This is a genomic window from Paenibacillus sp. J2TS4, assembly GCF_018403245.1.
Lineage (GTDB): Bacteria > Bacillota > Bacilli > Paenibacillales > NBRC-103111 > Paenibacillus_L.
Window position 1 is genome coordinate 235,729 of the sequence record NZ_BOSH01000007.1, and the last position, 24,566, is coordinate 260,294.

Consider the following 24,566-nt stretch of genomic DNA (forward strand, 5'->3'; position numbering starts at 1 on the left):
TTGATGTACCGCTGGTACTTCCAGCTTTTAAGAGCGGCCCCTTCGAGATGTTCCGGGGGGTCCATCTTCAAATCGGTGCGATTCAAGTCGCGGTCAATCCGCATTTCGGCCGCCGCAGCCGCGCTGGCCCGGTTGGAGTAGTCGTCATTGAAGGTCTCCGGCTCGGGAATATCGATGTCCTCGTAGAGATGTGCATGCTTCTCGTCCGGAATCCAGGGGCGATGCGGTGCTTTATGAATTCTTACTTATTCTTCTTGCGGTATTGATCAGGGCCCATTCTGCACCGGCTTCATTAGCATCGCCCAAGTCCCACATTACATCCAAAATACTCCATATTCCGGAAGCATCGGCCATACAGCCAAGCAATAGAGAGAGCCCCGCCGACCTTAGATCGGGTTGACATCATCATACAGCAACATACCGCGACGTTGGGATAGGATACAGTAATTAGCAATTCTAAAATTCATACTAAACAGGTATGATAAATGTGGTATACTATTATTAGTTCAGTACATAGTTACTTGGAGGTCTTAAATATACCATATAGGAGAGTGTAGAAAATGCCAGTAGAAACATTTAAAGCCACCGCACATTTGCAAGATGGACTCGTCGTCAAGACTCGTTCCCGAAATTTCGAACTGATGATAGACGAGCCGAAAAACCTGGGAGGAACCGATACGGCAATGAATCCCGTGGAAGCACTGCTCTGCTCGCTGGGCGCATGCCAATCTATCGTAGCCCGGGTGTATGCCAAGAAATTTAATGTTCAGCTCGATGATTTTCGGGTAGAGGTGGAGGGGGATCTGGATACGGACGGCTTCATGAACATATCGGATGTTCGCCGCGGGTATTCCGATATCCGCTACACTTTTCATATCAAAACCGATGCACCCAAGGAGCGGGTTGAGCAATTTGTACAATTTTTAGAGCAGACTTGTCCAGTGGGAGATACGATTGCGAATCCGGTCAATCTTAAATTAAACGGTATTATCATTGAATAATAACCATGATGCCGCTACATGTTAGCTCCCTTCGGCGGGACGTTATTTTGCTTTTTCTGACCCCGGCGGAAGATAAGTTTCGCCTGGGTTCGACTCACATCAGCCAGGTGTGATCGAGGCGAGCTTTAGCGGAGTCCCATTTCAAAAGCCGAATCATGTTGCCGGTCGGAGCGGCGCATGATTCGGCTTGCTTTCATTCTGGCAACGGTTAAGCTGACTCAAGTACAGGCGTTAGTTTGATTTTTTCAAAAAAAGTTGAATCATTTTAAGAGCATAATGTAAGTCTTCGGACATTCTTTCTTTGACATGCCGGTTTATCTCAGAGTCATGGTCGATATCCGATAGCATTTTGTTCAAATTTTGTTGGAGGGCTGTCGCTTTCCCCGGATTCAAGTCGTTCCCCTGAAGAATGTGAAGTAATTTCGCCACTTGTTTGCTATATTTTTTACCGTTCTCCATCCCGCCCAACGGCACATAGATGTCCTCTATTTTACGAGATACATCCTCCAGAACTACGGTCAGAGCGGCTTTAGGCTGATTAAAGGGGACAATGGCTTTGTTTCGGTACACGCTGTTTTTAATAGCTTGTAAATAGTTATGCGCTGTTCTGTATTCAAATATGGCGCTTCCCGATGTTCCAGTTTTATTCGTCTCATCGATCTGTCGTAGCAATGCCGTTTCACTAATTCCATAGACCGTGCCGACGCCAATCGTCACATAAGAGTAATCCCGCGCTAAATCGAGGGCGTTACGGGCATCGGTAACAACCGGTTGAACTTCTTGCTTGTAAGACATCGGAAATAAATTGTCGATCTGATTGTTTTCGACCCAAGCTCTGGCCTGCTGCATTCGTTCTTGCGGCGCTTCTTCGAAATGAGGGGAGACAGATGCGGAAACCGCAATAGCCGGCTTAATATTTTTGGCCTCGGCGGCGATTCGCTCTACAAAATCATTAATGAAGTCCGCCCGGAACTGTACCCATGGCATCCACAAGGAATCTCCCGGATAAAGCTCAATCGGGTCCGTGTCGTATCGCTCCATAAAGAGACTGCGGGTATAGGGATCATAGCCAAAATCATTCGTGAAATCGCCGGATTGCGGGTAGCGAATATAATCCAGGTGCAGTCCGTCCACCTCATAGTTATTCAGCAATTCCTCATAAATCCCCGACAAAAAATGACTGACCTCCGGCATAGCCGGGTTAATCCAATAGTACTTGGTGCCGGATTCATCCAAATAATAGGGATCTCCCTTGCGGCTAAGAAGTGACCAATCCGGATGCTGGTCAATCGTCTGTTTCCCGACATAGTAATTTTCCACCCAGGCATGCACCTCTATGCCTAACTCGTGCGCTTCTTCAATATAGGCTTCGAGGACATCAAACCCGTTGTAGATCGGATTTTGGGTAATCATAGCCTGAGCTGCAGGAAAAATAGAATATCCGCTCCACCAGGTTTCCAAATAGATTTGGTTAAAATTAGCATCGTTAATAGCGGCTACATGCTGCCGGACCTCTTCTCTGTTTTTTTCCATGGGCCGCAGCCATATACCGCGGTGCTCCACTTTTCTGGATTCAAAATTCAGGTAATAGACCTGCCTCAGCAGATCCTCCGCTTCCTTCCATTTAGCGGTCAACAAGTCGTAATCCTTATGACTCGCCGCTTCCTCCATCTCCCCGCGAAGCAATAGAATCCGACTCACCGTAGAGGTAATTTCTGAATAAGGGATATCGAGAAACCGGCTTTGGGACTGATCCGTCATTTCAACCATTTCTCTAAGCTTGGATTCATTCATGGCCAGATAGGACCGGGGCGTAAACAAAGTGACGGCTTCCTTCTTATTTCTATCCAGTTGAAGCTTCGCTCCGACCCGGGCATACTTTTGCAGCCAATCGGCCATGATCCCATGACCGGAAAGTACCCATCCCCCTTCCGGAATGGAAGAATTGTTGCCGCCGCTCTTCACTACGATATGGTCCCGATTGACCATTACTTCATATCCATACCCGTTCGTTCCCGTCGTCTCTCCATAGTAAGAATCATAAACGATCAATTGATTGGCACCTCTAAAGCCTGGATAAGGCGCATCTTCCTCCTCATTCCAGCCTGCCGGGTTATCTTCCTTCGTCTTCGGATTATAGGCGTGATACAACGTTTGGCCGGCCTCATACATGACTAAATCATTCTTCAATACGAGAGTAACGGGATCACCAACCTTTACCTTTACAAGCCCGCTAAGCTCGGTATAATATCGGCTATCCACATGGACGGATAATACGTACCCTTCTTGAGGGATCGGCGAATTATTTTCCCCATCATTCAATGTCGCAATGTTGGTTACTTGACCGTTCTGAACCGTGATCTCCATTCCCCATGGATTGGTTTGGGTGGTTGGGCCGAAAGAGGGCTGATACAAGACGACTGCCCCCCCTTTACGGGAAGTGTTGATATGATCAATAGGAATTATATTATCTTTGACTTGAAAATAGTTAGCAGGCGCGGGAGCGGGCAGCTCCCATCCGATGCGCTGAACCTTCTGTCCGACTTCCAATGTGCTTAGCTCATGAATGGCTTCTCCCATAGCGGAGATCACGTATCCGTTAGCTGGAATATAAGTCCCCCGGAGATCACCGGCATTCTTCTCCGCGACGATATCGTTAACGATAATAAACTCAACCGTGGGTGGATCGAATGGCGCGGTCAATGAACCGTACACGCTTGTGTGAACGCTGATTTCATCCTCTCCCCTGCCCTCATCTATCCGATTAATGTTCAATATCGTCCCATCTTCCAAAACCAATTGAGGCGCCAAGCCCATAGGCAAGGCTGGGACAGAGGCCAAAGCATGGGGACTTAACAAGCCAAACAGCAGGATAAAGATCACTATTCTCCTAACGTGACTCATCTAAACAACTCCTCTCTTGTCTGCACTAATTTAATTTTGTTGGTAACGATCGAAAGCATCTTTATAGATCTTCATGTATTTCTCCAAGCCGATCTTATTTAATGTGCTGACATATTCATCCCATTCGGCAAAAGACGCTTGACCCGAAACAAATTTAGACTGCATTTCTTCTACATAGCTGCCGAGATCTGCCCCTAAAGACGCCAATTGATCGTATTCGTCAAGGGTATAGTTGAACGACGACCATATTTCTTCAGGAAAATAGGGAGCCAGCTTTTCTGTCGCTTCCAGTGCCTCCGGGCGGCCCTCGGCTCCTTGAAAATACTTTGCGGTAATAAACCCCGGGTAACCTCCTCCCGGCCAAGTCAAATACTGCGCAAGCGCCTGTTCGAAAGTGAGACCCTTCGGATTATCCGTAATTTCTTTGGTGTATGTATAGGTCCCGTCATCCATCGCTGTATAAGTGACATTTTCAAATCCAAAGAAGAACATTCGTCTCCCCTCTTCGCCATAAAAATGGTCGATCCATCTAACTGTCGCCTCCGGGTGTTCATTTTTATCAGTGATCACGAACGAGCCCAGACGGGTGGATGGGGAAGTAACGAAAGCGTACAATTGATCCCCGGCCGGTCCTTTTAAAGCCGATGCTCCGATATAATCCTGCTGGTTCATAAGCGTGACAGGGCTGGTTGTAATTAGCGAGCCATACAAGCCTTCCGATCCCTTGGCATAGAAGGCGCTGCTGTTGACCGAAAAAATATCTTTTTGAATGAGTTCTTCTTTATAGAGCTTATGGACAAACTCCAGCACTTCCTTATATTGCAGAGATATAGGGATAAACCTCAGTTCTTTCGTATCGGGATCGATATCAACATACGGATGGGAGTTTCCTCGATTGCCCAGTCCCCAGGCACCCTTTAAGTAATTGATCAGACCGGACACTTTCACACCCCCGTACGGGATTTCATCCGGCAAGCCGTTTTGATTGAAGTCGCCGTCTTTAAACGCCTTTAACATATTATAAAAATCGTCGGTCGTTTGCGGTTCTTCGATTCCCGCGGCGTCAAGCCACTTTTTATTAATCCACATTTTACTTCCGGCCAGGCTCGATTGAAACTCCGGATCTACAAAGGTAGGGAAGGAATAAATGTTGCCGTCCGGCATCGTCAGAGCTTTCCGCAGCTCCGGGTATTGGTCCAGAATAGCTTTCAGATTGGGCGCGTACTGATCTATCAGATCGTTTAATCTAATAAATATTCCCTCGGTCCCATACCTGACAATATCTGCATTAGAGAAGAGAGCCGTATGAAAAGCATCCGGGTAATCTCCTCCCGCCAGAACAATATTTCTCCTTTCCGACAGGCTGTCGAACGGAACCTGTATCCACTCCACCTCAATATTTGTCATTTTTTTATATTCATTCCATAGCATTACATCATTCCAGTTGTTGGCTGTTGTCGGCGATTTTCCCGCAAAGATTTGCAGCTTTATCGGTTCGTCCACGATGGGCATCCCAGACATGTTGACCTTTGGGTTGTCTGCAACGGGCTCCTGTGACAGCCTTTCCTTGTTACTGCAAGCTATCGCCAGCACAATCATCCCTGTAACTGCGAACAAAGCCATCCCTTTCTTCATCTTGAAACCTCCTGTCATTTATGAAATTAACCTTTAATGGCTCCAATCATGATCCCTTTCACAAAATATTTTTGTAAGAACGGATATAACAACAACACGGGCAAGTTAGCCACTATGACCACCGCATATTTGATCGCTTCCGCATCCATGATTTGCGCAACTAATGACTCCTCGCTTACTCCCAACATCTCTTGCATCTGACTTTGGATCAGAATTTCTCTTAAAATTAACTGTAGAGGATACTTATCTCTATCCGTCAAATAAATAAGCGCATTAAAAAAAGCGTTCCAATGACTAACCCCATAAAATAAAACCATGACGGCTATAATGGGTGTGGATAACGGTAAAACAACCCGCCATAAGATTTGAAGATTCGAACAGCCGTCGATGGCTGCGGCCTCCTGTACTTCTAATGGAATACTGCTTTGCATGAAGGTTCGCATAATAATAATATTCCAGGCGGAGACCAGGTTCGGAATAATCATGACCCAGAAGGTATTGACCATTCCCAGGTTCTTAATCAACAAGTAAACAGGGATCAGCCCTCCCCCAAAAAACATGGTGAAGACAATGATCGCCATAATCCCATTTCTTCCGTAAAAATCTTTCCGCGATAACGGATAAGCGGCCATGATCGTTGCTGTCAAATTCAACGCTGTGCCGGTAACCGTGTACAAGATGGTATTCCAATACCCGGTCAGAATATCTTGGTTCTGTAGCACCTTGGAGTAAGCCTTCAAAGTAAAATCTTGCGGCCAAAGCCAAACCTGGCCATTAATGACCTTATACGGATCACTAAAGGAAGCGCTTAACACGAAGATTAAAGGATATAAGACAATCACAAGCACTAACGTCAGCAGAAAATAGTTGCAAGCTTCAAACATTCGATCTTCTATCGTTTTTTTCACCATTTTTCACTTCCTTACCACAAGCTGGTTTCCCCCACTTTCCTGGCGATAAAGTTAACAGATATTAACATAATGAAGTTTATAACGGAGTTGAATAATCCAACGGCCGCAGAAAAGCTGTATTGCGCTCCCAGTATCCCGCTGCGGTAGACATAGGTTGCAATAACATCCGAGCTGTCCTTGTTCAATTCATTCTGCATTAAAAACACTTTTTCAAAGCCAACTCCCAGAATCGACCCGATATTTAATATAAGCAGAATGATGATGGTCGGCAGAATCCCGGGAAGGTTAATATGCCATATTCGCCGTAAGCGACCGGCCCCATCGACTCTGGCCGCTTCATGAAGCTGCGGGTCCACTCCCGATAAGGCGGCCAAATAAATAATCGAGCTCCATCCCATCTGCTGCCAGACGCCGGAGAAAACATACAATGTTTTGAACCATTCCGGCCGAGTCATGAAGGAAATCGGTTCTCCTCCCAATCGTTGGATAATCTGATTGATCATCCCGCTTTCCGGTGAAAGAAAGATCATCATCATACCAATCAGGACGACAGTGGATAAGAAATGAGGAGCATAGGTTACCGTTTGAACCGTTCGCTTAAAAAATTTGGCTTGCACTTCATTAATCATCAGGGCCAACAGGATCGGTACGGGGAATCCGACAACAAGCTCATACACTCCAATCAACAAGGTGTTCTTGATTAGCCGCCAAAAATAATAGCTTTCAAAAAATCGTTCAAAATGCTTTAATCCCACCCAGGGGCTCCCCCATATTCCTTTGCTTGCAATAAAGTCCTTGAAGGCGATCTGCAAGCCGTACATTGGAATATAGTGGAAGATAATATAGTAGGCAAGGATAGGGAGGATCAGGAGATAGAGATCCCAATTTTTACGAAACATCCTTAATAAAAATCGCGGCCCTTCATTCTTTGTAATCGCTGTCATTTTCTGTGGAGAAGGTCGTGGCAATAGTGTTTCCCTCCTTTAAGCTAACTTACTCTGATCCTCTTTCGCTTCCCGCTACTATAGCCCTCTCAGGATGCGGCCTAAGCATAAAACAAAAGAAGAAAGACGTCCATCAGCAATTCTTAACCTTCTATTTTTTCCTCTTCCCGAAAGCGGGCAGCCTCTATTGAAAGAAATCCAATCCTTGTCTATAGACTATTTTTAACCTGCAAATATTTACTGCCCTACAAAATTTCCTTTTCAATCCAGTGGTTATGTTATACCATTGATTTGCGGAAGGCTCCTAACGATGAACGGAAAAAGCCAAAGCTGCATGTTTATGAAAGCGGATTCTTTTTGTAGAGATTAGGGGTTGCAAGGGAGGAGAAGTTCCTTGAGTAAATATTTACTTGGCTTTAGCCGGTCTTTATTGTTTTGGCCAAGAAAATCGCGTCGTTTCTACCAATATTTTTTCTCTTATGTTTTACTTGTTGTTACGTTATTGATCATTGTTGGCGGTGTCGTATACGAAACGTTCTTGTCTACTTTGCAACGAGAAGTAGAAAATTCCATGATGGCCACCCTAACCCAGGCCAAGGATGCGGTAGACACGAGGCTGCATGAAATGAATCGTATGGCTGCGCAAATCGCGGCTAATCCCCAGTTAACTCCGTTTATAACGGATACAGGGGGCTATGGACAATATCAGGCCGTGGCGGAGTTAAAAAAGTACCGCTCGACCAATATATTTATTTCTGATGTTGTCCTTTATTATAATTCCAGAAATTCTTCACAAATGTACGGGGCCAGCGGCACCTATAGCACGGATCAATTCTTTAACGATGTTTATAATTATCAGCATTGGAGCAAGGATGAATTTATTAATCATTTGCCCATCTCTCCGGTCATGAGACCGATGGAGCCCGTTAAGATGGCCGGAATGAATCCTGCCCATTTCTCAACTTACCTCTATCCGTTATCCGTGAATTCCTCCAAGCCTTATGGGGCCATTCTTTTTTTGATTGAAGAGCATTCTTTGACAAGCCTCATCAAGAGCACCTTAAAAGATTATAACGGGTACATGTACCTATTTAACGAAAACAACGATAAAGTAATTTCCATCTCCAACGGAGAAGGCCATGATGAAGCAGAGGATCTATCCGCAACGATCCAGAGCGCCGCCTTGAAAGCAGAGGATAGCTTATCGGTTAATAATCGCAAATACTCGGTCGTCAAGCTCCAATCGGAATATAATCATTGGTCGTATGTTTCGGTCATCCCGAAGGATCAATTCATGGCGAAAGTATATAAGATCCGCAACATTTTCAATTACACGATTGCATTCATTTTGGTGCTGGGCGTTTGTTTAGCCTTCAGCTTTTCCATAACAAATTATAAACCGTTGATTAAATTGGCCGAAGCTTTAAAGAAAAGGCAGCATCCTCAAGCCTCTCCTGCTTCCACGGATGAGCTTGATTTCATCTCCAATACCGTCGGAACCATAACGGAGGAGAACGAAGCTTTGTTGTCCAGGCTAAAAAGTCAGGCGGGTGTGATGAGGGAAACCTACTTGCTCATGCTGCTCAAAGGAAAAATAAAGAACCCCAACGAGTGGAAAGACCTGGAGTTCGTTAATGTGCCGCTGGACAAGCCTTATTTTGCCGTTATGTTGTTTATGATTGATGAGTATAACAAGTTTATTAGCGAAAATAACCAATCGATGCAGGATATCATTCAATACAGTTTAGCAAAAATAACAGAAGAATTGTCGATGGAAATAGGAAGCGGACTGGCTCTGGAGAGACTGGGCGACCGGGGCGTTGCTCTTTTGGTTAATATAGAGGAAGGATTTCATGACACCCAAACTTTGGAGCAATTAGCCTATAAAGCGAAAGAATGGTTTAAACACTATTTTCACTTTACCGTCACGGTAGGAATTGGAGAAGTATGCTCCGATCCAGCCATGATCTATCAATCTTATTTACAGGCGGAGAACGGGGTACGCTATCGTTTTGTCAAAGGGAACGACAGTGTGATCTGTTATGAACACTTGGAAAATGACAGACAAGAGAACTACAGGTATCCTATTCAGCAAGAGCGCCAATTAATTAAAGCTATCAAACAAGGAAACCGCGAGGATGCGCAACGGAATATTAAAGAAATCATGCAGTATATCATCGACAATCAGATCACGATCGAAGAAGCGGAATGTATTTGTTATTCCATCGTGAACACGATCAAGAGGACATTAATCGAACTGGATATAGAAGAGGACGGTTTTATAGACCAGACCTTGGAAAAGCTGTTGGTTCCCCGTTTCGAGACGCTGGACGAGTTAGAAACGCTCGTCATTAATTGCTGCCAGAAGGTCCGGGATTATGTCGCGGGCCGAAAAGATGATCATTTATTTACTAGAATGATTGCTTACGTAAATCAACATTACTGCAACCATATGATCAGCTTGGAAACGATAGCTGCGTTTTTTGGAGTCTCTCCCTCTTATGCCACCAGGTTTTTTAAAGAACATACGGGACAGCCTTTAATGCGTTATATCGATATGCTGAGAATGGAGAAGGCCAAAACAATGCTGAAAACGACCGATCTCCCGCTGAAAGAACTGATCGGTGAGATCGGATATGTCGATTCTTCCATTTTTATTAGAAAGTTCAAAAAATATGAAGGCAGAACTCCGATTCAATACAGAAATATGCTGAAAAACTAGCATTTCGGACAAGTCGTGAAGCACTGGAATCTTATCGTTGAATGACTATAGATGGAAAAGTTAGCGAACCCCCTCAGATATAACGATCAGCCAAAAAAAGCGAGGGAAGCTTCAGGGCTTCCCTCCCTTGTCTGATGCTGTATCGGGCGGCCTTACTATTCCATGATCTGATCCAGCAGAATGGCCCGGCACGGAGTCGCACATACTCCCGGGACATGAAGCGGAAGCGCGATTAAAGTATAAGGTCCTTTACCGGCTTCGCGTAAATTGACCACAGGTGCAAGTAAAAGCCGTTTTTTCTCAATGCAGCGAATGACCTTGATAGCCTTCCCTATCCAACTGGGCCACCTGCTCCACTTGAATAGGCGGAAAGGGCGAACCATAATTCCACATGCCACTCTCCAGCGGTCCGCTTAAATCAATTATTCGCACTCTTCCTTCCTCCCCCCAATATATTCGTATGCCCCAATCTTATTCCAAATTAAATTTAATATACCAAAATCAATTTCGGTATATTAAATTATCACCATCAACATACCATCCGCTTTTTGACCAGTGGTTTCGCCTCTGGCAGGAATACGCCTTTGCACGCAAAATTATTATCCATTTCCAGGCACACAAAGAAGACCGTATTTCCTTCGAAATCGGCCTCTTCTACAACAATAGTCCATTACCGATCAGCCAATCGCTTGACCGCTTCGCCGAAAAGGTCTCCTGCTCTGCAAGGCCGATCGCGGGTTAAATGTATAACTGTAAGCCATTTCGTCCCCAGCGACGGATCATGTCATGTTCTATCTTCCACTCGGGAGATCGGAACGTTTTTGTTTTCCAACACGATAATGGATCCGTCTTTTGACTTTTCCGCCTTCTTGGTATGGATGACCAGTTGAATAACGTTTTTACAGCATTGCTTGGCGCCCAGGACCAATAGCGGAACTCCGATGAAATCCAGCTTTAATCTCCTCGACAAAAAGCCTCCGATGGTCATAGCCAATGGCACGGTGGGCGAAGTATTAGAATACACGATGGTTTCGTCCGCTTTATATCTATCCTGTAATAGTATGCTCAAATTTTTTAAAGCCGGAACTACTACCTTGGAGGACCCGCGTCCAACGGTGTAAACCGGATGTCCGTTCTCATCCACCCCATGAAAGATGAGCTTCCCCATATCCGAAGTTTGCAATTTATTGAAATAATCCGTGGTTAGAATCTCGTCTTTGGTCAGCTTTCGATTGATGGGCAATTTATTGAGATGATAAGCAGCGGCCAATGCCGTCGTATGCGTTCCGCCATAATCGTTATATATGTAAATCATGAAATCATCCTTTTCTCTTTTTCATTCCCTTATTATCACCATTAACTTATATTTCCATTCGATTATGAGGAACTACTTTTGTAAGGTCGATTTTTCCGGAATATTCCCGGTTATTCCGATGTTTCATCTAATCCATCATCTTGAAAAGCGCTATACTTAGTGTCACAATCAATAAGACCTACATTATCCGAATAAGGGAGGCATAGTTGATGAGAACAATGACACTTGGAAGCAGCACATTAGAGGTGCCGGTCATGGCAGTTGGCTGCATGCGGATTCATTCACTGAATAAAGCCGAGGCAGAGCGCTTTGTCCAGACTGCCTTGAAAGAAGGCGCGAATTTCTTCGACCATGCTGATATTTATGGCAATGGAACATGCGAGGAAATATTCTCAGATGCGATTCATATGAACGATGATATTCGGGAAAAAATCATCCTGCAGTCCAAGTGCGGCATTCGGAAAGGAATGTTCGACTTTTCCAAAGAGCATATTTTAGAATCGGTGGACGGCAGCTTGAAAAGGCTGAAAACGGATTATCTGGATGTGCTGCTTCTACATCGTCCGGATGCGCTAATGGAGCCGGACGATGTAGCGGAGGCATTCGACATTCTTGAAAGCTCGGGAAAAGTACGGCATTTTGGCGTTTCCAATCAGAATCCAATGCAGATCCAACTTCTGAAGAAATCGGTGAAGCAGCCGCTCATTGCGAACCAACTGCAATTGAGCATCACGAACGCCAACATGATCTCCAATGGCATTAACGTGAATATGGAGAATGACTCCGCTATAAACCGGGACGGCAGTGTGCTTGACTATTGCAGATTGAACGATATTACCATTCAGCCTTGGTCGCCTTTCCAATACGGATTCTTTGAAGGGGTTTTCCTTGGAAACGATAAGTTCCCGGAATTGAATCAGAATATCGACGAAATCGCGAAAAAATACGAGGTAAGCAACACAACCATTGCCATCGCATGGCTGTTACGCCATCCCGCACACATGCAACCGGTCATCGGTACGATGAATGCAGAACGGTTAAAGGATTGCTGTAAGGCAAGTGAAGTCTACCTGACACGTGAAGAATGGTATGACATCTATCGCGCGGCAGGCAATGTGCTTCCGTAAACATGCTTTTCATGCTAGATGAATAAAGCCCTCTTCCGTATCGCCTAATACGCCGAATAAATGTTCCATCTGTAAGCCCACCAACCGTCTATGGTTAGTGGGTTTAGTCTTTCTAGCAGCTGCACTTAGTGATTTCAAAGTTTCAAAACACGTCTACAAAGTATCTATAATTTTTATATTGGTTTATTTTCCGTTTCGATCATCTGCAGACTCCATGGCGTGCCAGACTATAATTCGGATACCGCTATTCAATGAAACTAATAAGCAGCGCACTGGCTACAAGGTTATTTTCACCGGATAACCAGACCCTTACCGTAGGAACAGTATCCATCGAGTTCAGCATGGAAGCGAGTGCCGAAACCGTTCCATCTTCATATTTGCTAACGATTTCATTTTTATCGGAATGAATATGCCGAATAATTATTTTGGTTGAGGCGCCGAGGGAGACGGTCACCTTTTCCTCTCCGTCATTCGATGTTCCCGATTGAGTCATTGTAACATTGTACTTCGGATTACGCTGTACCGTAATCGTGTCTGCATCTATGGACGCCAGTTCGCCAAACAAATGGGCCGCAGCCTCATCCAATCCTTCCATCACTTCTTTGTTCTCATCTATGTAAACTACTTTGGAAGAGCCGAAAGGAAGCAAGCTTCCATCGACCTTCGCAATCGTTACGCTTCCGGCGATCCCCGCCACCAGATAAAAGACCACAAGTGCGATAAGGAGACGATCTTGGGCATGGAATATTCGCTTCATTCCTCTGCAGATCGCAATCCCGATTAATCCCCCCAATACGTTCAGAAGAATATCGTCCACATCACTGCTGCCCAAAGCCAGTATATATTGAACGATTTCAAGCAACAATGTGGTTAAAAACAGAATTAAGGTTTGGTGGCCAAGTGATTTTTTCTTTCCTGTATACGATACAAATATTCCGAGGGGGACAAATACCGCAATGTTACCCAAAATGTTGGTCATCGCCATCCCTATATCCATGGGTTCATTCAAAAAATCGATAATTGTACGAAAAGGAATGATATTCACACTTCTTAGTTCAAGAAGCGGATTCGTAAATACACTTGAAATAGGGATAGTTTTAAACAAGATTATTTTAAGTGCAAAGCAAGCATATGCAGCAAAAAGTAAATAAAATAGAATCCTCCAGATTCGGTTTGAATTTGACTTCATCCTTGTTCGCACCTCTTTAGAATTTCAATGGAATGTATGAACTGAACCATTTTCTATATTACCGCCTTTTAAAAAATATTTATCTGATGACCACTTCCCCGTACTTTCCGGTTGTTATAATAATACATTTAACGACCTTCGAAATCTTTAATACTATCTACAAAATTTATAAAATTTTCCTTAAGAATGGCAATTTGTTCAAATCGTCCGACATCACGGTTTCAATAAAAAGACATAACAAAAAACCGACGGCATGAGGTCGGCTTTAGAACATTACGCTGCTAACTTAGATTTATGCAATAACTTCCTGTTCGAGTTAATCACCCGTTAACAAACAGAATTTATACTATACGTAAGGCAACACTCCATACATTAATCAAAGAAAGGAGTTCTAAATATGGGTATTCATGCGTATTTCCAATCGTTAACCGATTTAGAGCGAATTATTCGCTGCCCTGGTAGATTCAAGTTTCAGGAGCATAGTGTATCCGCTCATTCTTGGAAGGTAGTTCAATATGCCAAAACATTGGCGGATATTGAAGAAAGTAACGGAGTCGCTGTGGATTGGAAAAAGCTTTACGAAATAACAAGCAGCCATGATTACGGTGAAATTTTTATTGGAGATATTAAAACGCCTGTAAAACACTATTCACTAGAACTTCGAGCCATGCTGCAAAAAGTAGAAGAAGGAATGGTCGATCATTTCATTGACGAGCATATTCCAGAGGAATTTAAGCACATCTTTCGCAGACAACTGCGCGAAGGCAAAGACGATTCAGTGGAAGGGCAAATATTAGAAGTTGCCGATAAACTGGATCAAATCTATGAGGCTTTTGCTGAGCTGCAGCGAGGGAATACAGAGAAAGAATTTATCGTGATGTATCGAAATGCTCTTATCAAAATTAAAGGAATCCAGCTTTATTGTGTTGATTATTTTCTACAAAATATTTTGCCCGATATGGTTAGCGAAGGATCAAGATCTCCTATCGATATTAAAAAGATTACGAATGAAGCGTTAGCGTCATAGCTATTCACTTCCATTAATCTACTCATTATCTGACTTTCACCCCTTAGTTAGTCCCCAGTATTTTCACCCTACCTTGGAGAGGCATCTTAGTCAACCTCAGTTCTCTCCGTTAACGTCCACACAACATATGCGTGATCGCAATATTATACTTTAGAAAATACACTCGAAAGCCGCAAGTCGATCGGCCCCTTCTTTTTCAAAAAAAGTTTGCGCTTAGGCGTGACCAAAGGTTGGAGTGGTGATATCCTGATGATCTATACAGCTCTCGGAGATTCCATTACATTTGGCCAAAATGCCTCCTCTTTAAAAAAGGCATATCCTCATTTGATAATGTCCACTTTAAATATAGACTCACGCAAGGTGCGTGGTTTTGTTCTGGCTCGGCCCGGTTGGAGCAGCTATGATCTATTGGATGCCGTCATATGGAGGGGGTCCTCCGTAATCAGTCATTCCTCTGTTGTCTCTGTATGGATTGGAGGCATTGATTTGGCGAACGCGGCATTAGCTTCAATTAGAACCAAGCAACCACTTGCTGTCAAAAACATTATAACCAACTATAAGCGTAATTTAAGTGCCATTTTTACTCATATAAAAAAAGGAAGCCGAGCTCGGATCATTTGCTGCACGCAATACAATCCATTTCCGAACAGCCCTCTTTCGGTTGAGTCGATAAGCCAATTTAATCTTATGATAAATGGGCTCGCCCATAGTTACGATGTAGCTGTAACTCCCGCTCATACGTGGTTTGAAGGAAGACAGGCAGGTCTTATATATGGGTATCGAAACGGAAAGATCGAAGACGCATTAAGTGGATCTTTGCCCATCCATCCGAATGATCAGGGGCACCGAATTATTGCCATGAGCTTGTCCCCATATCTGATCCCTCGCAAATAGTTCCCTTCTCGGTCATTGATTCATTACATCTAGTCCAGCTTGATTTTTTGTAATTCATCCAAGAGGGCGGGCCGGTTCGGATAAGCCTCGCGAAGCCGCTCTACAATCTTCCGCGCATGAGCCGCTCCTCCCGCCTTGATAAGAACACGAATCGTTCCGCATGCTTTGCGGTAACTTTTTCGATTCGCTGACTGGGCAATGTCCTCCGATATGATTTGTGTAAATACAAGAAAAACTTCTTCTGCAAATTTGTCAACCAGATGAGGGTAAAATTCCAGCACGGCTCGGTTATGCTTGCGAACATAATCCATCAGTCTCGCCGTCTCCCCTTCTTCAATAAGCACTCGCGTATATAAAGAAGCCACATTCCAGTTCATATCGCTGTTGGCTTCCAGCTTATCCAGAAAGTCCTTGTATGCGGACGGCCACTCATCTTCGCTATACAATTCTTTTAAACTTAAATAGTACTGATAATCCCCCGCCACAGCAAATTCCTCTGCAAGTTTGATTTGAGGCACCACTTGATGAGTAAGCTTGTAAATGTCGTAGCGGTACTTTTTCCATTGATCGACAAGACCGCGATACCCTTCTCGAGCATCTTTTCGTTCTCCTTGCTCGGCGAGTTCCAACGCGTGGTCGAATTCTTGATTTTTTATTGCATCCTCAATCGCTATTTTACGAAAGGCCGTAATGTCCAGATGCTCATGCAAATATCTCTGGGCTTCACGGCCACCTTCAAATTTATCAATAACTCGATACCTAAGCTGGGCTGCGTTCTCGAAAAAATAGGAACTGTGAGAGGATTCACGGGCTTCCAATCCTTCGACCAATTGACTCCATTTCTCCTTTTCTTCGAGGGTGGCCATTAAATAAACAGCACTTTCCAGAAGAGACAATTGCCACTCATTCCATCCCTCTAAACTAGGATGAAGCGCCTCTTTGAGCACCAGTTGAAATAGGATGGACCTGTCCGTAGAAGAGCTATTCTCTAATTGAACCGATGCACTGTGAACAAAGTCCAAGCATTCCTCGATTAACCCTCCGACAATTCCCGAGGAATCATCACATGCTTGCAATAAATCACCCATCTCGTGCATAACGCAAAAACTAATCTCAACAGCACGAGGATAATCCCCGCTTTCCCGTACTTCCTCGGCTTTCTCCATAATTTTTTCTGCTCCGGTTACAGCGGAGGGAACATTCCGGTACGCAACAAAGCCATAACGATCAGAGTTTTGTTTAATCGTAGAACGAATGACCTTTTTGAATAGTTGTAAGCTTTCTTTTGGGCTAGCCTCCATAAACTGAAGCTCAAGGGCTTGCTTTACATCCTCGATCTCATTAGAAAAACGGATAAGAAGCCTGATTAACTCATCCTTGCTTAGCGAAGTTAAATGATCCTTGATACTCTTATGGGCAGATTTGCGCCTTGAAGAAGGCTTAGCCTTTCCTATTGGGGAAAATTCATCACTGATTTCCAGCAGAACAGCCGTGACATGTTTACAAATCGGACCCTGATCATAGGGACAGTCGCAAAAGGTATGAATTACTTCCCCCTGCGAACTAAGCTCAATTTCCACTTCGTATGGATCGCTTCCTTCAACCACAGCACGATAAACTTGGGGCTCGACTTCACTAACAGAAAGAATATGTCCGTTTGCCCGGTATGCTTCTCCTCGCTCGAGAATGACCGGGTGTATCCAATTTCTGATTTGATTTAGCTTCATTCCGCCTACCAGCTTTCTAAACGTTGTTGTTATAATTAAGGATTTCCTACAGTGGGATTAGGATCGGCAGACTCCGGTTTTGAAGACTTTACATAGTGCGTAGAGTATCGCCGTTCTGTATGGATATTGCCCGATTTGGAGAAGCGAAGCGGCCGTTTAGGCCCCTTTCCCCATGAAACATAAGCGGTATGGGATTCTTTCAGTCCCAAGTCCCTCGCCGTTTCGCGAAATTGGGTCAGGATGAACCGACGGATCTTCTTTTGCAACTCTTGTCTATTCAAGATAAAATACCCCTCTAATTAGAATAAGGGTTATTGGCTTTGTATTTTTGGTTCAGTTCATTATAGTTGATATCGAACCTCTCCAGCCAGGACTTAATCTCTTCTTCTGCATACATGTATTCGAATTTGTTCCATTCGTCCCACAGATCCAATTCGTAAAGCGCATCCTTAAACCTGCGAAAAGGTCTATGGCCATCAAGAGCATCGAACAGCCTGTCCTCGGGATCGGATTCGGTACGCTGGGCAAATTTCGTCATCACATAAAACGCCTCATTCGAATCAATCTTTGGAATATCGATGTAACGTTCTTCATTCTCCTCGTCATCCCAGTCGATTCTAGGCTCCCCCGTATAAGCTTCGTCCATGTTCAAAATAACTTGTCCGGTCTGCAGATCCAAGTAATAAGGATGCTCGAAGTTGTTATCCAGGTAGGCATCAATAAGCTCATCCAGTAAATTCATTTCAGTCAAACCCTTTTTCGATTTCTAGCATATACTATATAGTTTAGCAGAATGATGCCGGGTAAACATCTACTTTTCTACGGCGCTATTTTTCTTATAGCAAGCTTCCAAAATGCAAATAAGAGAACCGCCTTTACTGTTTTACTGCTCTTGTCATTTTTTGAGGCTTAATAGATACCATTTCTAATGGATCCAAAAGCAGCCGAAGATCTAACCGTTACATGGTTAATCATCAATATGAATTTAAAGACCTCGTACAAGTTATTAAACAACATAGTAAAAATAGAAGCAAAGGGGTCTGATGCAATTGCACCAGATCCCTTTGCTATAAATGGAGGACGAGGGTAATCCCCTGCCTCCGAATACCGACTCCAATACGGCCGACCTTACATCCTCCACACCTTTCCAATCCGATAATTATTGCTTTAGGCAAATTAACAGAAACGGCTTATCCTTATCACGACGTTTGATCCAATCGGCCGATATTTCCGTATAATGTCCGTTTTATGACTTACCTTCCCTCTATGGCAGCAATTGATAGACGCGAACCTCGGCATAGGAATTCCATTGATTCACGCTGTTGCCATGGCCCGTGATGCGGACATATCTCGCGTCATGCTGCCTCAAAAACGTTTTTTCGATATCCAGACTTTCTCCGCTGCTTGTTCCTGCAAACGCCTTGTGCCAGGTTTCGCCGTCCAGCGAAGTTTCGATCTCGAATTTGAAGCTCCGCTCATTTCCGCGGATAAAGGCGATGCCGACGCTGTTTACGGTTTTCGCTTCCCCAAGATCGAGCCTAATCCATTGATCGCCTTCCGCACCCCAATAAGTATCGAAATTACCGTCGATTGCTTTATCCTCCGTATTTCCCTGGTCGGCTTGTGAGGCACTGGCGGAAACGGCCGAAATAGGAAGTTCAGTCAAACGCTCCTCTTCTCCGTCAAGCGGCGTTAATTTGAAGTTGAAATAGTAAACGCTCTTGATCTCGGGACTTTGCAACGAAGATACGATAAGCTTCGTAATGCCGGGAACGTCATCCGCAGGGACGGCTTGCACCTCGTACAGTGAATGATCGTAGACCACTTCAACGACAGGCACATTCGTACGATCTAGCGGCAGCAGAACATCATAGCTGAAGGTCTGCCCGTCAAAGCTTCCGAGAGGCTCGCCGTCGAGGCTCACGCCTTGAATGACGGGAATCGTCAGCTCGCCGTCCGCAATCCTCCACTGATCGAGCGGAGCACTGGTGAACGAAGTATCCGTGTCCTCCACCGCTCCGACAATCGGGATCAACGTCACCGTCAGCCGCATATCCTTCACTTGATCCACCTTGACAAACAATTTGCGAATCCCCTCATTCTGATGCTGTTTCGGCGGATTGGGCGATTCTGGCAGCGGCTTGGCGTCCATCACGCCGAGCTTCGCTTCGATCTGACGGCCTGAAGCGTCGCGGGCGTCACTGTCCAAACCGACCCACAGCTTCTCTCCGCCTTTGGTCAGGATCGCCGACTGGCTGTCGTCGCTAACTTGAATATCGGCTTCCGTATGCATGAACCAGTACGCGGTGGACGGGTTCAAGAAGGCAACTTCGTCCTGAATCGTTGCTCTTGTACGGTTTGAGGCGAGCATCACGCCCCGCTTCGCCGAGGAGGCATGCTTGTTATAAGCCTCCGTCAGATTGGCGATTGCAAATCCGCCAAGCGGCTTGCTTTCCGTCTTTTCAATTTTGGCAAATGCCTTAATATTTTGCTGCGCGCCTCCGTCGGGATTGATCACTAGCGTGTTGTGCCCTTCCGGATTCAAGCGATAATAGGTTAACCGCTCCTTATCATAATTCGAATAGCCGGGTAGATTGTAATCGTCCTTGCCCAAGTCGATCGCCCATTGCTGGCCTAACGATTCGAACACGAAGCTGCCCAGATCGTAATGCCCGTGACTGACCACGTTGTTGCCCGCCTTCAATCCGAGGAAGCTCGTATTGGGATCGTCCCATTTGCTTCTGAATGTGGCAACTTCCGTCCCGCTGAAGTATTGGTCCAGTTCCAGCGTTTGCCCCGGAAGATAGGCTTCCGGCTCATACCATAGCATTTCGAATTCGGTACCGGCATTTCTGTACTTGATTTTATTGTCCAAATGCACAGAGGCCAGCAGGCGATCCCCGTATTTCTTCGCAATCCACAATTCTTCGGCAGCAATCACTTTGTTATTCGACGCATCCCCATAATTCAACGAACCGACCGCTCCGCTTAAATAGGTCGGGAAATACCCCGTTTTGTTAAGTCCGGGCGTTTGGTCATATCCGTAGCTAGTCCCTAGCGCCGTTTCCAGCGAAGAAATGAACCGAACAATGTACTCCAGCGTATATTTCCAATAGCTCGGGCCTTCCGCCCATGCTCCGTCGAGAGTGAACTCCAGTAAAATAAAATCCTCCAGCGCATGGAATGCAATATCCAGTATTTTGCCGCCGAATTGCTCCATCGTCACTTTCTCGTTGGACGGCAGGACGATTTCCCTCTCTATATCCCCGATCGCCATCAAAGCGAGCACAGAGGCTCCGTTGCATACCGCATTCCAGTTATTCGCTCTCGGATACGTATGGATCCACCAAACATTTTTGTTATAGGCCTCTAGTGTTTTAATGAGCCCCTTGTTAATAATGGCGTCTTCGAGGATTTGCTTTTGCTCCGGCGTCCAGGCGTCGTACAACCAATCATAGGCTATAGCAAGGCCTTCCATAAATTCGGCCGTGTTCAGAAATTCGTTATCTTCGTTCCAGCTCGGGAATTGCGATACCGTATAGACTTCGTCCCAGATCCTCTGCTTGTATTGTTCCTTCTTGGCAGCATCGTCACTAAGATGATACAGCATCCCCAGATTGACAACTAGCGGTCCCACTTGTCTGGAGCCGATCATCCTTCTGCCGTCCGGCAGGTCGTCCGTTGGCAGCGCCATATGCAGATGCTTCTCCCCCTGCTTCTGAATGTCCTCGTACCACTTGCCGATCGTTGCTTCTCCGGACTGAATCATCGATTTGACCCGGGCAAAGTCGGACGATGTTGCCAAAACCCTTGGATGAGCCGCATCATTGCTCTTCAATCGGGCCATAGCTTCTTCCCCGGTCGGACGGTCGTAGACGATCTCTTTGATCGCCTCTTCGATAAAGAACTTCTCATTATCCTTCGGCTTGACGCTCTCATCCACTTTATCGAGCGCATCGTCGAACGGCTTGGCCGTATCGCCAATGACAATGAGCCCCCTGCCTTTATAGTCCGTATACACTTGCTTCTGCAGGATCTTGCCCGCCATGTCCAGAGGAACCATGACATCATCGGATGTAAACTGAATATGGGGATCCGGATACACTTCACCGGCAATGACGGCATGATTCTTCGTCACCGTCACATTCCGTCCACCCTTTTTGATACGCGCGCTTTGCCCATGGACTTCCACATCAACACCGAAAAACGCGCTTACCAAACGAAGCGGCACGATAACCGTTCCCCCGATTTTCCTCGGAATATTCGGCTCGTCGATCGCATGGGCCGTCTTCACATTATCCTTAAGTACGTTCGGGCTATCGACAACCATGGCCAAAGCGCCGGCCAGCCGGTCCTGAACGGAGATGCCAAGGTCGTTGTCGAAATCCATTAACGAATCAGGCACACTGATCGCTTCCAATTCTTCCATGCTCTTCAGCTCCGTGCCCGAATACACCCTCATATTATCCAGCAGCGTGGTGAAGTTGTTGCTGCCTGTGACGTCCGGTGTCAGGTCGGCTTGCGGACTTCGTTTCGCCCGAACCCGCACGTAGTTGATCCCCGCCGCCTGATTGCCGTTTTTCAACACAACCGAATCGAGCTTCTTGACGCCGTCCACATAGACCGATACCGTCTGTACATCCGGTCCGAAATCAATCGCAAAGGATAGCCTGTACCATTGATTCGGATTCAACGGCACTTTGTTGCCTTCCACTCTTAAGATACCGTCGGCTCCCAGATTCCCCAGCGTCATTCCTTTATTGCTGCTGTCTTTGATTTCGACAAATTTGCTTCCGTTGGAGTCCAGCGATTTGATATCGAAATCAAAGATGATCGGGCCCGCCAAGTCGTCCGTACCGAACCGTTTGGCCAGGCCGACATCCGGCTGATCCGCAACGGCTTCTTCGATCCGCAGTGCCGCGCTGGTCCCGTTCGGGGCCGTATGTTCGTTCCGGAGGGCACCGCTCGATTTTTTGACGTCCGATATGCCCGTCATCTCAAATCCGCTTGGCGGCGCACCGGTCGCGGTATAATTCTCGAAATCCTGATACAAATAGACGGCGATTTGGGACGCCGCGGCCGCCGGCAGGATACCCGCAATTCCGCTGCAACCGATGATAATGCTTAACAACAGGCTAACGCTTCGAAACCATTTTCCCCTTGTCTTCATCCTCGTTCGCTCCTCTCAAACCGGTTTATGAATGGTCATTTCCCTCTCCTTGACAACGACCTGATAACGTTCGCCGCAGTCAAATTCATAATGGCCATCGGCGAATGACCGAATCGATACGGCCGGGAAATCCTCCCCTCTGAAGGGCAGGAGCACCGTCAAGAAGGTCATCGTTCCGCTGTAAGTCCCATAGAATCGGACTCTGGTGGAGCCTCTTGCCATATCGTTGACATCGGACAGCCTTCCCGGCAGAAGCTCCGCTTCTCCCCGCGGATACGTAAAAATCGCAAGATTGGCCCTATCGCTAGCGGCGATGACCGCCTCCGACGCGATCTCCACCTCGGTAAAATCCAAATGAAAGTACCGCTGCACACTGTTCTGCTCCAGCCCTTCCACCCGGTCCGCAATGACGACCAGCCGATGATCGACCAGTGCAATATGGCGATGATGAACAATTGGCTCATAATTCAAATGGTAAGCGCTTGCGATTTGATAGAAGCCCCGGTCTTCCACATTGTAAATTTCCCCGACCTTCTGCGGACCATAGGCGAATGAACCCAAATATTTGAAGTGGTCTCTCTCGTCGATCAGGAGCGTGGAATGGTAGTTGGCACTCTTGAATTGCTTGCGGTCCTCATCCTCCCGATAACAGAAGATGCCGGGGTCGCAGACCATATTTTTCCCGAGCGCCGTAAAGTCGAAGCTCATGAGATCGATATGGGCATGGAAGTTTTGTATCGGACTTCTGCACGTAAACAGGAAGCTGAGCGCCTCCGAATCCCATCCGCTGCGGATAATCGCTTGATGAAGCGTCCGGTTCCAGAATGTCGTCAATTTATCGCACTCGTAACGCTTGCCTTGAAGAGCAATCAAATCCTTATGGAATCGGGGCACATCCAAAGCCCGCCACACATGCTTGCCGGCCTCCCGCATGATCTCGCGAGTATCGATCAAGTTGGTCGCAAGCCCTAGCCATGTCAAATCATCTAACGCCATATATCCGTATACTCCGCCCATAATCGCCAAATGGTTCGCATGGGAATCTCCTACAGGGACACATTTTCCGGTGGGCCGCAGAGAATAGATGGAATAGTCCAGGTTTTTGCGCAGCAATTCCATATACCGCTCCGAGAACGTGAAATGGAAGCGCTTTGCCAAAACAACGGCAAGACCAAACCAGAACATGCATCCATTATGATAGGACGGGCAGCCTTCGATCTGGCCGCCATCTTCGGTCAATTGCGCCAAGGCGCATCTTTCAATCCCATCGATGGCAAAAGCTTTCCACTCCTCCGCTTCCCGCAGCTCCGGGAAATAAAGCGCCGTTGTCAGAATGCCCAGGCATTCCATCAGAAAATGATTATGATCCGCCTTCGGCCACAGAATCGGTGATACCTTGCGCAACATTTTGATTTGCTTGTAAACCGCCCACAAATAATGTTCCAGTACTTCCTCTGTAAAGAGCTCCGTGTGCCCCAGATGCTCCAATACAAGCGGCCACGTCTTATAACTGCGGATTCCAAGTTCCAGCGCTCGCAACGGGTGGCATTTCGAGAAATAATCGATCGGATAGTGAATCATCTCTTCGTCAATCTCTACCGTTTCGATCCAGTTCAGCATCTCATCGATAACTTTGCGTGCGTATTTCTCCTCTTGCGTTAGAGAATAGGCCTCCAACAAATCTTGCCAGTGCGTCATTCGATTGAGCTGCCACAGGAATTCATTATCGTTATGCCTTCGTTCCAGCCAGCAAGGCGGATTGCCTACACATTCGCGCACGCCGCCCGTCCCCGGGAGCTTGATCATTCCCCCATATGCTTCCTCCGCGTTGGCAATCGTTTCTTGCACAAGCTCCGGCATATTCTCGGCAATGTATCGGCTCTTGGCTGCCATAGGCTCTAATCGGGACCGCAAATTAGCCAACAACTCACTTGAAGAGATCGGATCTTTCAACAAAGCTTGGATATTCATCTTTACCCTCCTTAGGCTGCAGAGATTCA

18 protein-coding genes are annotated in these 24,566 nt (G+C 46.0%); 6 read left to right on the forward strand and 12 right to left on the reverse strand.

The window, feature by feature from the left end:
- The first annotated feature begins 47 nt into the window (after positions 1 to 47).
- Positions 48 to 266 carry a hypothetical protein gene (locus KJS69_RS16785; RefSeq protein WP_213584927.1) on the forward strand — a complete coding sequence of 73 codons (219 nt, stop codon included), beginning with the start codon at positions 48 to 50 and terminating at the stop codon, positions 264 to 266.
- A 294-nt stretch (positions 267 to 560) separates the two neighbouring features.
- Entirely contained in the window at positions 561 to 1,001 is a 441-nt protein-coding gene (locus KJS69_RS16790) for an OsmC family protein (RefSeq protein ID WP_213584928.1), read from the forward strand.
- Between the two features lie 231 nt (positions 1,002 to 1,232).
- Here the strand turns inward: KJS69_RS16790 and KJS69_RS16795 are convergent, their stop codons facing one another.
- Genes KJS69_RS16795 through KJS69_RS16810 form a run of 4 tightly spaced genes read right to left on the reverse strand, consistent with a single transcriptional unit; the run spans position 1,233 to position 7,395 of the window.
- On the reverse strand, positions 1,233 to 3,905 hold the full coding sequence (locus KJS69_RS16795; RefSeq protein WP_213584929.1) for a glycoside hydrolase family 10-like protein: 2,673 nt from the start codon (positions 3,903 to 3,905) through the stop codon (positions 1,233 to 1,235).
- 30 nt (positions 3,906 to 3,935) lie between these two features.
- On the reverse strand, positions 3,936 to 5,540 hold the full coding sequence (locus KJS69_RS16800; RefSeq protein ID WP_213584930.1) for an extracellular solute-binding protein: 1,605 nt from the start codon (positions 5,538 to 5,540) through the stop codon (positions 3,936 to 3,938).
- Positions 5,541 to 5,566: 26 nt separating this feature from the next.
- Complete coding sequence (locus KJS69_RS16805) at positions 5,567 to 6,451, reverse strand: carbohydrate ABC transporter permease (protein WP_213584931.1); 885 nt, start codon at positions 6,449 to 6,451, stop codon at positions 5,567 to 5,569.
- Positions 6,452 to 6,462: 11 nt separating this feature from the next.
- Positions 6,463 to 7,395 carry an ABC transporter permease gene (locus KJS69_RS16810; protein ID WP_213585025.1) on the reverse strand — a complete coding sequence of 311 codons (933 nt, stop codon included), beginning with the start codon at positions 7,393 to 7,395 and terminating at the stop codon, positions 6,463 to 6,465.
- A gap of 394 nt (positions 7,396 to 7,789) precedes the next feature.
- Between KJS69_RS16810 and KJS69_RS16815 the strand changes: the two genes are divergently transcribed.
- Complete coding sequence (locus KJS69_RS16815; protein WP_213584932.1) at positions 7,790 to 10,117, forward strand: helix-turn-helix domain-containing protein; 2,328 nt, start codon at positions 7,790 to 7,792, stop codon at positions 10,115 to 10,117.
- 300 nt (positions 10,118 to 10,417) lie between these two features.
- Here the strand turns inward: KJS69_RS16815 and KJS69_RS30000 are convergent, their stop codons facing one another.
- Together KJS69_RS30000 and KJS69_RS16820 are read right to left on the reverse strand one after the other, a co-directional pair.
- Positions 10,418 to 10,549 (reverse strand): hypothetical protein, encoded by a 132-nt coding sequence (locus KJS69_RS30000; protein WP_283777469.1) that lies wholly within the window; start codon positions 10,547 to 10,549, stop codon positions 10,418 to 10,420.
- Between the two features lie 352 nt (positions 10,550 to 10,901).
- Positions 10,902 to 11,432: a DUF3189 family protein gene (locus tag KJS69_RS16820; RefSeq protein ID WP_213584933.1), complete on the reverse strand. Its 531-nt coding sequence runs from the start codon at positions 11,430 to 11,432 to the stop codon at positions 10,902 to 10,904.
- A 209-nt stretch (positions 11,433 to 11,641) separates the two neighbouring features.
- On the opposite strand from KJS69_RS16820, the gene KJS69_RS16825 reads away from it, so the two are divergent.
- Complete coding sequence (locus tag KJS69_RS16825) at positions 11,642 to 12,559, forward strand: aldo/keto reductase (protein WP_213584934.1); 918 nt, start codon at positions 11,642 to 11,644, stop codon at positions 12,557 to 12,559.
- Between the two features lie 244 nt (positions 12,560 to 12,803).
- Here the strand turns inward: KJS69_RS16825 and KJS69_RS16830 are convergent, their stop codons facing one another.
- Positions 12,804 to 13,748, reverse strand: a complete 945-nt coding sequence (locus KJS69_RS16830; RefSeq protein ID WP_213584935.1) for a VanZ family protein — start codon at positions 13,746 to 13,748, stop codon at positions 12,804 to 12,806.
- A 397-nt stretch (positions 13,749 to 14,145) separates the two neighbouring features.
- Between KJS69_RS16830 and KJS69_RS16835 the strand changes: the two genes are divergently transcribed.
- Positions 14,146 to 14,775, forward strand: a complete 630-nt coding sequence (locus KJS69_RS16835; RefSeq protein WP_213584936.1) for a YfbR-like 5'-deoxynucleotidase — start codon at positions 14,146 to 14,148, stop codon at positions 14,773 to 14,775.
- 249 nt (positions 14,776 to 15,024) lie between these two features.
- Positions 15,025 to 15,669: an SGNH/GDSL hydrolase family protein gene (locus KJS69_RS16840; protein ID WP_213584937.1), complete on the forward strand. Its 645-nt coding sequence runs from the start codon at positions 15,025 to 15,027 to the stop codon at positions 15,667 to 15,669.
- 29 nt (positions 15,670 to 15,698) lie between these two features.
- Here KJS69_RS16840 and KJS69_RS16845 read toward each other — a convergent pair whose 3' ends face one another.
- The 5 genes from KJS69_RS16845 to KJS69_RS16865 all read right to left on the reverse strand — a co-directional run bounded on the left by KJS69_RS16845 (position 15,699) and on the right by KJS69_RS16865 (position 24,537).
- Complete coding sequence (locus tag KJS69_RS16845; protein WP_213584938.1) at positions 15,699 to 17,396, reverse strand: SWIM zinc finger family protein; 1,698 nt, start codon at positions 17,394 to 17,396, stop codon at positions 15,699 to 15,701.
- A gap of 35 nt (positions 17,397 to 17,431) precedes the next feature.
- On the reverse strand, positions 17,432 to 17,677 hold the full coding sequence (locus KJS69_RS16850) for a hypothetical protein (RefSeq protein ID WP_213584939.1): 246 nt from the start codon (positions 17,675 to 17,677) through the stop codon (positions 17,432 to 17,434).
- 14 nt (positions 17,678 to 17,691) lie between these two features.
- On the reverse strand, positions 17,692 to 18,138 hold the full coding sequence (locus KJS69_RS16855) for a UPF0158 family protein (RefSeq protein WP_213584940.1): 447 nt from the start codon (positions 18,136 to 18,138) through the stop codon (positions 17,692 to 17,694).
- Positions 18,139 to 18,660: 522 nt separating this feature from the next.
- Positions 18,661 to 22,566: a discoidin domain-containing protein gene (locus KJS69_RS16860; protein ID WP_213584941.1), complete on the reverse strand. Its 3,906-nt coding sequence runs from the start codon at positions 22,564 to 22,566 to the stop codon at positions 18,661 to 18,663.
- 15 nt (positions 22,567 to 22,581) lie between these two features.
- Positions 22,582 to 24,537, reverse strand: a complete 1,956-nt coding sequence (locus KJS69_RS16865) for a heparinase II/III family protein (RefSeq protein WP_213584942.1) — start codon at positions 24,535 to 24,537, stop codon at positions 22,582 to 22,584.
- Positions 24,538 to 24,566: the final 29 nt, after the last annotated feature.

What these genes read in the sequence shown, in the direction of transcription:
- KJS69_RS16785 (WP_213584927.1), top strand. Translation starts at nt 48, where the DNA reads ATGTTCCGGGGGGTCCATCTTCAAATCGGTGCGATTCAAGTCGCGGTC.
- KJS69_RS16790 (WP_213584928.1), top strand. Translation starts at nt 561, where the DNA reads ATGCCAGTAGAAACATTTAAAGCCACCGCACATTTGCAAGATGGACTC.
- KJS69_RS16795 (WP_213584929.1), bottom strand. Translation starts at nt 3,905, where the DNA reads ATGAGTCACGTTAGGAGAATAGTGATCTTTATCCTGCTGTTTGGCTTG.
- KJS69_RS16800 (WP_213584930.1), bottom strand. Translation starts at nt 5,540, where the DNA reads ATGAAGAAAGGGATGGCTTTGTTCGCAGTTACAGGGATGATTGTGCTG.
- KJS69_RS16805 (WP_213584931.1), bottom strand. Translation starts at nt 6,451, where the DNA reads ATGGTGAAAAAAACGATAGAAGATCGAATGTTTGAAGCTTGCAACTAT.
- KJS69_RS16810 (WP_213585025.1), bottom strand. Translation starts at nt 7,395, where the DNA reads ATGACAGCGATTACAAAGAATGAAGGGCCGCGATTTTTATTAAGGATG.
- KJS69_RS16820 (WP_213584933.1), bottom strand. Translation starts at nt 11,432, where the DNA reads ATGATTTACATATATAACGATTATGGCGGAACGCATACGACGGCATTG.
- KJS69_RS16825 (WP_213584934.1), top strand. Translation starts at nt 11,642, where the DNA reads ATGAGAACAATGACACTTGGAAGCAGCACATTAGAGGTGCCGGTCATG.
- KJS69_RS16830 (WP_213584935.1), bottom strand. Translation starts at nt 13,748, where the DNA reads ATGAAGTCAAATTCAAACCGAATCTGGAGGATTCTATTTTATTTACTT.
- KJS69_RS16835 (WP_213584936.1), top strand. Translation starts at nt 14,146, where the DNA reads ATGGGTATTCATGCGTATTTCCAATCGTTAACCGATTTAGAGCGAATT.
- KJS69_RS16840 (WP_213584937.1), top strand. Translation starts at nt 15,025, where the DNA reads ATGATCTATACAGCTCTCGGAGATTCCATTACATTTGGCCAAAATGCC.
- KJS69_RS16845 (WP_213584938.1), bottom strand. Translation starts at nt 17,396, where the DNA reads ATGAAGCTAAATCAAATCAGAAATTGGATACACCCGGTCATTCTCGAG.
- KJS69_RS16855 (WP_213584940.1), bottom strand. Translation starts at nt 18,138, where the DNA reads ATGAATTTACTGGATGAGCTTATTGATGCCTACCTGGATAACAACTTC.
- KJS69_RS16860 (WP_213584941.1), bottom strand. Translation starts at nt 22,566, where the DNA reads ATGAAGACAAGGGGAAAATGGTTTCGAAGCGTTAGCCTGTTGTTAAGC.
- KJS69_RS16865 (WP_213584942.1), bottom strand. Translation starts at nt 24,537, where the DNA reads ATGAATATCCAAGCTTTGTTGAAAGATCCGATCTCTTCAAGTGAGTTG.